The following is a 12,198-nucleotide window of genomic DNA, read 5'->3' on the forward strand; positions in this document are numbered from 1 at the left end:
TAATAAACCTTATCTTGGGTTTAACTGAATAGCCGGATTCCCTTGTTGTTCTTTTAAAGGAATCTGCAACGCCGTTCTTAAATCATTAGGCATTAAAGTAGCCGCCGGGGCTTCTCCTCTTCCAATCAGATGTTCAACCTTTATACCCATACGCTTCACATCAAACCAACGCAGCCCTTCTCCGATAAACTCTTTTCTACGCTCAAGTAACACAGTCGTTAAAAGTGTTTCGTTGGTAAATAATGCAGGATTAAGCGCAGTATAATTGGTATATCTTGCTTTGCGTAATACTTCAAGATCTTTCAATGCTTCAGTAACTGTTCCACCAGTACTTCTTAACACTGCTTCAGCCCGGTTCAGCAACACCTCTTCCATAGAAAAATAAGAAGCCCTGAAAGCCGAGTTCGGATTATTAGGTTGAGTTTCATACTTGGCAACCATGACCCTTTTATCGATAACTGTACCTACAGCATAGGTAAGTTTATTTCTTAAATCGGTTACAGGCAGTACTGTAGTCAAAAAGTCCGCTACATAAAATCCAGAACGCGTATAGCCTGTAGGTGCAAGGAAGCCCAGGTTTCTGGAAGAATAATAATTCATCAGGATATTGGGATGTATAGTAGGGTCCATATACTTCACCGTAAAGGCCTGTATTCCGTTTGCCGTTAGTACAGTCAGGTCCGTTGCAAGATCTCTAACAAAACGTCCCTTTTCTAAAATCACTGCATCTGCGTATTTGATAGCTTCTGTCCAGTTCCCTTTGTACAACATCAACCGGCTCATAAAAGCATTAGCACTGGCCATGGTAAAATGATAGGGATTTTTAGGTGCAAAAGCGGCTCCCTGTTGCAGCAAAGCAATACCTTCCGAGGCATCCTTTTCAATTTGCGCATAAGTCTCCTTTACCGTAGCGCGTGTGTAGGTTTTTACATTTTCTTCATTTACTGTCGTTACAATCGGAATGCCCAGATCTGTAGCCGCAGTAGCTTCATTATAATGTTTAGAGAAAAGATTAACCAACATAAACTGGCAATAAGCCCTTAATACGAGCGCTTCACCTTTGACCGCTGCCTTAAATTCTGCAGTTCCACGTGTAGAAGCATCCACCCCATTGATTACAATATTGGCACGGTAGATCTTAGCAAAAAATTCACGATAAGCCACATCTGGGTTGGTAAAGTTATTATCCGGATATTCGTCTTTGTATAAATATATCGGCAGGAAATAACTGGTCATAGAGGCTTGAGCCAGATTGGCGTGGTACTCGAAATCATCAGTTAAAATATCGGTAAACATTTCCTGCCTTTCAGGATAAGCATCAACCAGAATCTGCTGATAATGCTCTGTAAATTGCAGGTCTATCCTGTTATCGTAAGGCTTATCTGTAAACTTTTTACAACCTGTAAAACACAATGCAAGCACGGTTAATAATGAGGCTATAATATTTTTGGAATTGAATAGTTTCATCTTATTATCTTTTAAAACTGTGCAGTTAATCTTAATGTATAACTTCTCGGATTTGGCAAGCTCACGCCAGAAATCAAGCTCTGTGGGTCGACACCACGCAACTTACTACTAGCCCAATAATGAATGTTATTTGCAGAAGCCATTAGCCTTGCCCCTTTTATCCATGGCACACCAGTTAATAATTTAGGTGAGACATTGTAAGATAACATCACCTCACTCAAACGGAGCACATTTGCACTAACCACCATTGCATCACTTCTGTTATAGGCAAACTCATTCTCTATAAATGCAGAAGTAAAATAGCTATTCTGTATACTGGATACAAGGCCTGGTATATTTGTCAGGTTTTCATCTCCCGCAGTACGCCATCTCGAATCAATATCCTTAGATGCTGCCAAATTATCATCATACACACGTTTCACAGTTGGTGATCTAAACACCTTATTACCCATACTATAGGTTAAAAACACCCTCAATTCAAAAGACTTATAGTTAAATGAATTGGTTATCGAGCCAGTGCTTGTAGGAATTCTTGACCCCATATAGGTAATCAGAGAGTCATTTACACTTGAAAACTGTATATTATTGGAGGTCTTACCCGTATTACCGTCATAGAACAAAGGTTGGCCATTTGCATCCAGGCTAGCAAAACGATAAGCATACAAACCATATAGTGGCTTCCCAACGATACCATATCCATCCGGACGTGTTTTTTCGGTCAGCAATGGCGAGAAGAGATTTCCGTCAACCATTGTATTTTTTACATAACCATAAATCAATCCTACATTCCATCTAAAATCTTTGGTTTTCACAACTTCTTTGACATCCAAAGTAATGTCAACCCCTTTGTTGCTCATTGTCGCCCAGTTAATAGTTTTGCTGGCAAATCCATCCTCATATCCTACAGAACTCGATCTGATTAGATCTTTATTCTTTCTGGTGTAGTATTCTGCAGTAAGGCTTAACTTGTTAAACAAGCCCAATTCCAAACCGAAATTGGTAATAAAATCTTTTTCCCAGCTTAAGCTAAATAGCTCAGGTGCAAGAATCCTGATGCCGATCTCGCTGTTAACAGCATCCGGACGGTTCACATTTACATAGTTGGCATTGATATTTGGCGAAGACTGGTAAGCGTTGCCGCGTAATGCATAACTCGCACGCAACTTCATGAAGTTAATCTTTCCTGCAGCATTGATCTGTTTGAAAAAGTTTTCCTGGTCTACATTCCATGATAAACCGACACTGTAATTTGGTAAGAACCTTGATCTGGTCCTTCTGCCAAACATATTGTTCCCGTCAACCCTTCCAGCTACTTCTATATTGTATTTATTATTAAAAGAGTATTGAGTAGAGAGAAACAAAGCAGTTCTGTTTTCCTGAACAAATCCTTCGGTATAATATCGCTCGTCTTTTTCGATAGCTCTTTTCATCGCCAGCACACTCGGCGATATGATTTTACCTCCATAATATAAATAGCCATATCCACGGGTGTAATCACTTGTGGTTTTATCCGAAGCCATCTCAAAACCACCAAATACATTTAGCCTATGCTTATCTTCCCAATCTTTTTTAAAGCTCAGCGTATTTCTCATGTAAAGAAATCTACCATCATTACTACGGGCATCCAGTATACCTCCACGTGGAAGAATGGTTTCTGGAATAGAATTCGGATCTGAAGGATCTTTATACAGAAAGGGATTCATTTCTCTTAATTTATCGTTTGTGGCCACACGGTATGCTGCTGCTACATTCGAATATTCTGTCATCACGTGATCGTACTTAGCTGCCGTTTTTCTCGCAGAAAGTAGGGTTTCAAAAGTGAGGTCCTTAGAGATTTTATAAGTTGGCTTTACAGAGATTCTGACATCATGTGCACTTAATGTATTGAAGTTTTCCTTCAACTCATCCAAAATATTAAATGGTGCAAAATCACGCAGATAATATTGCAGATTTCCATTTGCATCGTATGGAGACATTGCCCTGCTTGTGTTAGCAGCATAACTTGTAGGATTCAAATCAAAAAGTCTCGTTGTATTAAAACTACTTGAACTGGTGGTACTGTTAAATGTCCCTGGCGAAAGCTGATCGCGGAATGACGCATTCAGATTCAGGTCCAGATCCAGTTTAGAGGTCAAATTAAGCACTACACGAAAATCAGACGTATACCGATTCATGTTGTACCCTATTGCCGACCCATTGTCACCAGCATAACTTCCTGATAAATAATAAGTAGACTTATCTCCTCCGCCAGAGAAAGACAAACTATGTTCCTGTAATAAGTTGTTTTTAAACAACACGTCAAACCAATCGGTATTTAAGCCCCTGGCACGATTTAGTCTGTTGTTGAATTCCTGCGGACTGATCTGATTAGACGCATATAAACGGTAAGGCTCTGTAAAAGCACCTGTTGAAGATGGATAATTTAAAACAGACAGGTAACCATAGTTGTAAAGATCTTGCGAAAGGTCCATCGACTGTTTGGAATCCATCACGTTAAACTGATTGATATCAGGTTTTACGCCAATGGTATAAGCGGTACTGAGATTGATACTGGCAGAGTTCTTCTTTCCCTTTTTAGTGGTGATGGAAATAACCCCATTTGCCGCTCTCGTTCCATATAAGGCTGTTGCCGAACCATCTTTTAAGATAGAAATATCCTCTATGTCGGCAGCATTAAGCCCTGCTATTGCCGACCCAAGTAAAGACGCCGGATCACCGGAATATAACTGACTAACATTTACATTGGCTGGCGATGCAATAGGAATACCATTAATCACATATAAAGGCTCCTGATTCGCACTGATTGAAGCATTACCGCGGATCCTGATTTTTGGAGTTGCCCCGAAAGTCCCTGAAACATTCTCTACACTTACCCCAGCAGCAGCACCCTGTAGCATTCTGGAAACATCTGTATATCCAGAGCGGTTAATAATTTCTTTATCCACCTGACTGACAGAGCCTGTAAAAGTCTTCTTATCTACTTTCTGGTATCCGGTCACCACAACCTCACCCAGACTCTGATCTCCACCCTCCAGTACGATATTCATAAAAGTAGAGGTTGCAGCAACTTCTTTTCTGTTAAAACCGATATAGCTGACTACCAAAATAGCGCCCTCTTTATCTACCTTCAATGTAAACTGCCCATTGATGTCGGTTTTTGTTACATTTTTAGTATTCTTTTCCGTAATGCTAGCACCGGGAAGTGGCCCTTTTCCATCTGTAACTTTACCAGTAACCACGATTTGTGGAGCTGCTGTTACCACACGTACTTTTGTCGTCTTGGGGTTAATTAAAATAGTATTGCCTTCAATTTCATAATTAAATGGCTGATTGGCCATTACCTTATCCATCGTTTCAGTTAAAGTGGCTTCTTTTAGTGAAACCGTTACGGGCTGGGCGCGTTGTAATACGTCGGTATTGTATACCAACTTTAAGCCGCTTTGCTTTCTGATTTCGAGAAGGACAAATTTTAATGACGTATTACTTGCCGAAATCGTAATCCTTTGGGAAAAGGTTTTCGCCGAAATCTGCATGCATACAACCATTAATAAGAAAGCTGTGATCTTCATGGTTAGTGAAAATTTTGAGAGTAGGTTATGCGCAAACACATAATTCTGCCGTAAGCCAAAAAATAGCTTGCGCTGAACATTTAAATTCATAAATTTGTTAGGTTTAAGGTGATTCTTAACTAGTTGTTTTGTTGACGGGTGCCTTATTCATCACCGATTGCGCTGCTACGCAGTCGGTGTCTTTTTTTTGGCTTTTTGTATCGAAACTACATAGGCATAGGTTTTAGTTTAGGTTACGGTTTAATTAGCGGTTAATTTTTATCGTATTATTTATTAAAGAGAATTTTATATTCCCTGTTTTTTCAAGCATTCTTAAAACATTTGATAAGGTTTCATTTCTAGAAATAAAGATATTATACCTGGTTTCTGGCAAATTCTTAAGATCTACTTCTACATCATACCAGCGGGACAATTGTCTCAGGATATCCTTTAGATATAAGTCCTCAAACATAAAATTGCCATCTTTCCATGCTATGGCGCCTTCCACATTGACTTTTTTTACGTGAATAAAAGCATCCCCCGCGGTAAGTATCGACTGCTCACCAGGATTTAAGATCTTAGCCTCCTTAGTTGCTATCGAATAAACATTGACTTTTCCAGACACCAATGTAGTTTTTACCACAAGATCATCATCATAAGCGCTAAGGTTAAAATGGGTTCCCAAGACTTCAACAATCTGTGTGGGTGTTTCTACAGAAAAAGGCTTCCGAATACCATTCTCCAAAACCTTTTCTACATCAAAAAAGCCCTCCCCCTTAAGCTCTACCTTTCTTCCCACTCCTAATGGAAAACTCAGCGGATACCTCAATGATGATGAAGCATTAAGCATTACCTTGGTTCCATCTGATAAAATCACCGCATATTGTCCACCTTTTGGAGTGGTAATTTGATTGTACAATACTTCCGTTGTTCCCGATTTCTGATCCGATACTTGATAAACAACCAAGCCCTCCTTTGTTACTTTGATACTCACTCCGGCTTTTTTTAAAAGCGTAGTGTCACTATTAGCATCGAGAACAATCGATGAACCATCCGCAAGCGTCAAGATACCTTTATTCGTTCCAGGCCTCGCGTCGTTAGCCAACGGCTTACCTTCAGGAAACTCGGATTTTTTAAGGCGGCTATAAAAGAGTCCTCCCATTAATAAAACGCCAACAAGACTCGCAGCTACTGCATACTTGGCATAGCTAGAAGAAAAGACACGTTGAAGAAAACTCTTTTTGAAAAGCTGCTGTTGCAAATAGTTATCCGTTTTACGAAAAGCTGCAATAACATCAGGTTGCTCTTCAAAATCTGCTGGGACTTCCGCATTCAACTGATCTTCAATTAATAATTTAAGATCAGCATTATCGCTATCAGCATTAAAATAATCCAACAGCACCCTGATTTCCTCAGGAGTACATTGATTGTTTAAGTAGCGTTTAAATAATTGTGAAAGTTTCTGCACTTGCGTCTATTTTATTCTAATACGCCAATGATGCGAAAACCAACTACTCTTAATTTAAAAAAGTTTAAAAAATTGTAATCAACATTAGAATAAGGATGACATCGACTTGCGACAAGCGTGTTTTAAGTATTCTTGTAGCCCGTACAATATGATTATTAACGGTCGCAGTCGAAATGTTCAGAAGTGCAGCAACCTCATCATAACTTTTCCCTTCGATCTTACAAAGCTGGAACACCTCACGACATTTAGGGGGTAACAGATTAATCTCCTGATCAAGTAGCTTTATGCTCTCCTCTAACTCAGCCCCTGCATCTAGGTCTTGATGGTCTTCAATAGAAGATGACGCAATCAATCTCTCTTCAAGTTTCTTCTGACGGGAAGCCTTTCTAAAGAAATCATATACACTATTTTGCGCGATCCTGACCACATATCCCTCAAAAGACTGCTCAACATCCAATCCTCCGGCATGATTCCACACCTTTATAAATACATCCTGCAAAATATCAGCAGCAATATCTGTAGATTTTACAAGTTTTAAAATATTCCCGTAAATTTTGCCCCTATGTTTCTTATAAAAAAAGTCAAAAGCCTCCTCGTCCCCAGATTTTAAACGGATAAGCATATCATTTTCATAAAGGGACACAATCTTACTCATACAACTTTAGTTCTTTTAATCCGAAACATAAATTTGCTTCCTATTAAAAGAGATTACGTTAATTATTTAAATAGAAACAAGCATTCAACGCTAAATATATTAAAAGCGATTCTAAAAACCATTTATTCTGAATCATTAATAAATCCCACTGTCAAAAAGCACAACAAACTAACAGTTTAGACGAATTTTATTTAAGTTTGCAGCATGGCAACACAACTTAAAAACCTATCCGATTTTTCGCATACTACTGTACCTAATGGAAGCGCTTTCAAATTTGCAATTGCTGTTGCAGAATGGAATGCTGAAGTTACAGGTAGCCTATATAATGGCGCATTAGAAACTTTGCTTAAACATGGCGTATCTCCAGAAAACATTATTTCTGTACCGGTACCTGGTAGTTTTGAGCTTACTGCTGCTGCCGAAATACTTTTACAAAAATACAAAGACCTTGATGCAGTAATCTGCCTGGGCTGTGTAATCCAGGGAGAAACCAAGCACTTTGATTTTATCTGTGATGCGGTAGCCAATGGGATTACCCAAGTAGGTATCAAACATGCCAAACCTGTAATATTTGGGGTGTTAACTACTAACGACCAACAACAGGCAATAGACAGGGCCGGTGGTAAACATGGTAACAAAGGAGACGAAGCTGCAATTACTGCATTAAAAATGGCAGAATTGAAGGCTACCCTATAACATACTTTGATTCTTTTGTTAAAAACTGTAGATTAGTATCGATATTTCATTAAAGAAAATAAATACAAATGAAAAAAGTTGCAATATTATTGCTTGGTGTGTTTTTTGCAATAACGTTGTTGGAAGCTTGTTCCAACAAAATTTGTCCGGCGTATAGCTCTTACCCAGAAGGCAAAAGAAGAAGAGGATAAGTAGAGGTAATTTAATAAAGAGATTTGATGCAGTGGAAAAACATTACTGATCTGGCACAGATTAGTCAAATTCAGAACCAGGAAGGCTACAGTTTAATATTTAAACACAGTACGCGTTGCTCGGTAAGTGCAATGGCTAAAAGACGATTCGAAATGGATTGGGAGACAATACCCGAACACACTTCTCTATATTTTTTAGATTTAATCAGCTATCGCGACCTTTCGGCGCAGATAGCTGAAACTTTTCAAGTCCATCACGAATCCCCACAAATCTTATTGATCAAAAACGGAGATTGTATTCTGGATGCTTCTCATAGCGACATTTCGGCAGTAGAAGTTGCCGAAATGATTAATATTTAAAAGTTACTGTTTTCTTAATATCCGGGTGTAGACTATACATCACTGGACAAGTATTGGCAGAACGTTCAATGATCGTTTTGTCTTTATCAGAATAGTTATTTGCTGGAAACTGGAAATCAACCACTATTTCAGCAACTCTTCTTGGATTTTCAGCCATTATCTTAGTGATATCGCAAGTAGTCCCATCAATATTAAAACCATGCTCATTCGCTGCGATTCCAACGATGGTGAGCATGCAATTACCTAATGATGTGGCCAATAAATCCGTTGGCGAAAAAGCTTCACCTTTTCCTTTGTTATCTACAGGAGCATCAGTGATGATTTCATTACCGGAACGCTCATGTATAGAAGTGGTTCTCAAACCACCGTTGTAAGTTATTTTTGAAGTGCTCATGAGGTAAAATTAAGAGAATTCGTTTACTTTAATGTCAAATAAAATCAATTAACATGAAATAGATCAAGTTTACATCCTATAAACATTTCATCTTTATAACTATTCAAACCTATTGCTTAACTTTGTGCCATGATCGCACTTCCGGTTGTTTCAGAAAACCCAGTACAACGTAAACCAGATTGGCTTAGAGTTAAGCTTCCTGTAGGCAAAGAATATGCGCAAGTGCGCAGTTTGGTGGATACCCATAAACTTCATACCATCTGCGAAAGCGGTAATTGTCCAAATATGGGCGAGTGTTGGGGTGCAGGTACAGCAACCTTTATGATCCTTGGTAACATTTGTACCAGATCATGCTCATTCTGTGCTGTAGCCACAGGTAGACCATTAGCTGTTGATACTGACGAACCTAACCGGGTAGCAAACTCAGTAAAACTGATGAAAGTAAAACACTGTGTAATCACTTCTGTTGACAGGGATGACCTCAAAGACGGAGGTTCAATTATATGGGCGGAAACTTTACAAGCCATCAGAAGAGAAAGCCCTGAAACCACATTGGAAACATTAATACCAGACTTTAGAGGTCAATGGGATAACTTATACCGTGTGCTGGAAGAACGCCCTGAAGTAATGTCCCACAACGTGGAAACGGTAAAACGCCTAACCAAACAAGTGCGTATCCAGGCTAAATACGACAGAAGTCTTGAAGCCCTTAAGCGCATCTCTGAATTTGGCTTAAGAACCAAAACAGGAATTATGCTTGGACTAGGAGAAACTGAAGACGATGTTTTAGAAGCTATGGATGATCTTGTTGCCAATGGTGTACACATTTTAACCTTGGGACAATACCTACAGCCAACACGTAACCACCATCCTGTGGTTGACTGGATTCATCCTGATCAATTTGCTAAATACAAAGAACTCGGATTGGCTAAAGGATTGAGGTATGTAGAAAGTGGCCCCCTTGTTCGCTCTTCTTATCATGCAGAAAAACACTTGTTTGATTTTTAATAAAAAAGTAAATACTTCTTTGTTGTTATAGTTCTTTCACTATCTTAGTGATGAATTGACAACTAACAAAAAAATATCTCTCCCTGAAGATGAGCTGGTAAACGCCCTAAAAAGCCAAAATACCATTGCCATGCATGCACTGTATGATATGTACTCTGCTGCATTATTTGGGGTCATCTCAAGAATTATTCCTCAAATAGAAGTCGCCGAAGATCTGCTACAAGAAACTTTTATAAAGATCTGGAATTCGGCAAATGGCTACGACCCAGAGAAAGGTCGGTTATTTACCTGGATGATGAATATTGCCCGCAATGTAGCCATAGATAAACTGCGCTCTAAAGATTATAGGAACGCTGAAAAAAACCAAGACATTGAAAATAACGTAGATTTCATTGATGCACAGAAGGAAGTAACCTTTAATGCGGATACGTTAGGGATTAAGGAAATGGTGAATGGCCTTAAACCGGAATTAATTGCAGTGCTTGACATGGTATATTTTAAAGGATATACACACGTAGAGGCGGCGGAAGAGTTGAATTTACCATTGGGAACCATAAAAACAAGGGTTCGAATGGCTATTATAGAGTTAAGAAAGAGGTTTAATTAAGGTGGACGAAGGAAGAGCATATATAGAAACAGGCATACTTGAACAATATGTAACTGGGCAATTAACTGCCGAGGAGCGATATGAAGTTGAAGCAATGGCAGCAAAAGACCCTGAAGTAAAACAGGAAATTGCATCCATTGAACTTACCCTGGAAAAATATGCCATGGCGGGAGCTAGACAACCTCGGGAGTTATTAAGAGACGAAATTCTTAATAAAATCCTCTCCAAACCACTCGAAGTAAACACTGAAAGTATAAAACCCGCACATGAGGCCGCAATCGTGCCCCTACAGACTAAAGCTTACGAAACTAAAATAAAAAGACTTTACATTGCATTAATTGCCTGTGCAGTATTGTTGATAATATCCATCGCTGCACTTTTCTCCACCAGAGAGAAACTCGGAAATGCTAAAAATGAAATCATCGCATTAAATCTGGATAGAGAGAAATTTGCTACTGAAGCCAGCTACCTCAAAGAAAGCAATTCCGATTTGCAAAAGATCGACGAAATAACAAGCAGCCCAGATTGGAAAACGGTAAAACTTGCGGGAACTAAAATGGATCCAAAAGCCAAAATGACAGTTTATTGGCATCCAGGTGGTCAGCATGTTATGGTCGATAATTCTAAAATGCAATTACCTATCAATGATCAGCAGCACCAATACCAACTTTGGGCTTTAGTAAATGGCAAACCAGTAGATTTAGGCGTATTTGATGTAAAAGCCGACAGTGCACACATCTTGCTTAAAATGAAGGAAATTGCCGGAGCTCAAGCATTCGCAGTCACACTTGAGAAACGTGGTGGAAGTGTAGGACCAACCATGGATCAAATGATTGTAATGGGAGCTGTTGGAATCTAAAAAGCTAAACTAAAAACGATTTTACGGTTACCGGAATCTGTGCTGCCAACTGCGATGCAGTTATATTGTGATGGCTTAAAGCCAATTCATCCCCGGCCCTTCCATGAAAATAACAGCCCAATATGGCTGCAGCTTTTGCACTGTAACCCTGTGCAACGTAAGCCGTAATTATGCCAGTCAATACATCCCCCATTCCACCTTGCGACATCGCAGAATTACCTGTAGGATTGATCATCACATCGCCTTGCTGATCGATAATAAATGTATATTGATTTTTTAATACGATAACAGAGCCTAGTTTTTTGGCCATTCTGCGCCCTGTCTGCAACCTATCCCACCAATTTTTATGTTCACCGAATAGGCAATCAAACTCTTTTAAATGAGGTGTAAATATCGAATTTTTAGCCAGGTGCAAAAGCAAATCATCACGCTTAGAAAGGATATTTAGCGCATCTGCGTCAACTACAACCGGTACGTTTAAAACAACCAATTCTTCCATCATACACACCGCTTCAAAGAGCTTACCCAATCCTGGTCCTATCGCAATGGCATTGTATTTTTTTAATGATTTTATTTTGATCAGACGACTTCTTTCCAAATACATCACTTCAGGAAGCGCTGTATTTAAAGCCATCAATCCACTTTCGGGAATAGACACCGTTGTTAAGCCGGCACCACCATACAGACAGCCACTAGCACTAAGCAATGCCGCTCCCATAGTCTTTACGGCACCAGCAATAATAAGCGCATGTCCATATGTACCTTTATGTGAAAAAGATTTTCTGGGCTCAAGAATACCCTTGATATCGGCGCTTTCGATTAATTTGTAAGGAGAGCTTTCATTTTCCGTACCCGCCTTTTCCAGTCCTTCATCTACAACCTGCAGTTTGCTTGCAGCATCAGAATCCGGTAGAAAGGCACTTAAAAAGACTGCCATAACAATTG

The 12,198-nt window shown here is 39.3% G+C and carries 11 protein-coding genes; 5 read left to right on the forward strand and 6 right to left on the reverse strand.

Annotated elements, in window-relative coordinates:
* Nucleotides 1–9: 9 nt before the first annotated feature.
* The 4 genes from BLS35_RS02785 to BLS35_RS02800 all read right to left on the reverse strand — a co-directional run bounded on the left by BLS35_RS02785 (nucleotide 10) and on the right by BLS35_RS02800 (nucleotide 7,138).
* Complete coding sequence (locus BLS35_RS02785; RefSeq protein ID WP_090777573.1) at nucleotides 10–1,467, reverse strand: RagB/SusD family nutrient uptake outer membrane protein; 1,458 nt, start codon at nucleotides 1,465–1,467, stop codon at nucleotides 10–12.
* 11 nt (nucleotides 1,468–1,478) lie between these two features.
* Nucleotides 1,479–5,126, reverse strand: coding sequence for a SusC/RagA family TonB-linked outer membrane protein (locus tag BLS35_RS02790; RefSeq protein WP_090777575.1), 3,648 nt, complete (start codon nucleotides 5,124–5,126; stop codon nucleotides 1,479–1,481).
* Between the two features lie 154 nt (nucleotides 5,127–5,280).
* A complete protein-coding gene (locus BLS35_RS02795) occupies nucleotides 5,281–6,483 on the reverse strand; it encodes a FecR family protein (protein WP_090777577.1) in 1,203 nt (400 codons plus the stop codon).
* 64 nt (nucleotides 6,484–6,547) lie between these two features.
* A complete protein-coding gene (locus BLS35_RS02800) occupies nucleotides 6,548–7,138 on the reverse strand; it encodes an RNA polymerase sigma factor (protein ID WP_090777579.1) in 591 nt (196 codons plus the stop codon).
* Nucleotides 7,139–7,342: 204 nt separating this feature from the next.
* Between BLS35_RS02800 and ribH the strand changes: the two genes are divergently transcribed.
* Together ribH and ytxJ are read left to right on the forward strand one after the other, a co-directional pair.
* Complete coding sequence (gene ribH / locus BLS35_RS02805) at nucleotides 7,343–7,834, forward strand: 6,7-dimethyl-8-ribityllumazine synthase (RefSeq protein ID WP_090777581.1); 492 nt, start codon at nucleotides 7,343–7,345, stop codon at nucleotides 7,832–7,834.
* 218 nt (nucleotides 7,835–8,052) lie between these two features.
* Nucleotides 8,053–8,385, forward strand: a complete 333-nt coding sequence (ytxJ, locus tag BLS35_RS02810; RefSeq protein WP_090777583.1) for a bacillithiol system redox-active protein YtxJ — start codon at nucleotides 8,053–8,055, stop codon at nucleotides 8,383–8,385.
* Here ytxJ and BLS35_RS02815 read toward each other — a convergent pair.
* The gene (locus tag BLS35_RS02815; protein WP_090777585.1) at nucleotides 8,375–8,779 is read right to left on the reverse strand and encodes an OsmC family protein; all 405 of its coding nucleotides are present in this window, start codon (nucleotides 8,777–8,779) and stop codon (nucleotides 8,375–8,377) included. The two genes, ytxJ and BLS35_RS02815, sit on opposite strands and share 11 nt — an antisense overlap.
* A gap of 129 nt (nucleotides 8,780–8,908) precedes the next feature.
* On the opposite strand from BLS35_RS02815, the gene lipA reads away from it, so the two are divergent.
* Genes lipA through BLS35_RS02830 form a run of 3 tightly spaced genes read left to right on the forward strand, consistent with a single transcriptional unit; the run spans nucleotide 8,909 to nucleotide 11,253 of the window.
* On the forward strand, nucleotides 8,909–9,787 hold the full coding sequence (gene lipA / locus BLS35_RS02820) for a lipoyl synthase (protein WP_090777587.1): 879 nt from the start codon (nucleotides 8,909–8,911) through the stop codon (nucleotides 9,785–9,787).
* A 55-nt stretch (nucleotides 9,788–9,842) separates the two neighbouring features.
* Complete coding sequence (locus BLS35_RS02825) at nucleotides 9,843–10,394, forward strand: RNA polymerase sigma factor (protein WP_090777589.1); 552 nt, start codon at nucleotides 9,843–9,845, stop codon at nucleotides 10,392–10,394.
* Nucleotide 10,395: 1 nt separating this feature from the next.
* Nucleotides 10,396–11,253, forward strand: coding sequence for an anti-sigma factor (locus BLS35_RS02830; protein WP_090777591.1), 858 nt, complete (start codon nucleotides 10,396–10,398; stop codon nucleotides 11,251–11,253).
* 4 nt (nucleotides 11,254–11,257) lie between these two features.
* Here the strand turns inward: BLS35_RS02830 and BLS35_RS02835 are convergent, their stop codons facing one another.
* Nucleotides 11,258–12,190: an NAD(P)H-hydrate dehydratase gene (locus BLS35_RS02835; protein WP_090777593.1), complete on the reverse strand. Its 933-nt coding sequence runs from the start codon at nucleotides 12,188–12,190 to the stop codon at nucleotides 11,258–11,260.
* Nucleotides 12,191–12,198: the final 8 nt, after the last annotated feature.

The sequence above is a fragment of the Pedobacter sp. ok626 genome (assembly GCF_900100435.1).
In the GTDB taxonomy this organism is placed as follows: Bacteria; Bacteroidota; Bacteroidia; order Sphingobacteriales; family Sphingobacteriaceae; genus Pedobacter.

Coding starts and splice junctions, on each gene's coding strand:
- BLS35_RS02800 (WP_090777579.1), bottom strand. CDS start 7,138: ATGAGTAAGATTGTGTCCCTTTATGAAAATGATATGCTTATCCGTTTA.
- ytxJ (WP_090777583.1), top strand. CDS start 8,053: ATGCAGTGGAAAAACATTACTGATCTGGCACAGATTAGTCAAATTCAG.
- BLS35_RS02790 (WP_090777575.1), bottom strand. CDS start 5,126: ATGAATTTAAATGTTCAGCGCAAGCTATTTTTTGGCTTACGGCAGAAT.
- BLS35_RS02835 (WP_090777593.1), bottom strand. CDS start 12,190: ATGGCAGTCTTTTTAAGTGCCTTTCTACCGGATTCTGATGCTGCAAGC.
- BLS35_RS02815 (WP_090777585.1), bottom strand. CDS start 8,779: ATGAGCACTTCAAAAATAACTTACAACGGTGGTTTGAGAACCACTTCT.
- lipA (WP_090777587.1), top strand. CDS start 8,909: ATGATCGCACTTCCGGTTGTTTCAGAAAACCCAGTACAACGTAAACCA.
- BLS35_RS02785 (WP_090777573.1), bottom strand. CDS start 1,467: ATGAAACTATTCAATTCCAAAAATATTATAGCCTCATTATTAACCGTG.
- ribH (WP_090777581.1), top strand. CDS start 7,343: ATGGCAACACAACTTAAAAACCTATCCGATTTTTCGCATACTACTGTA.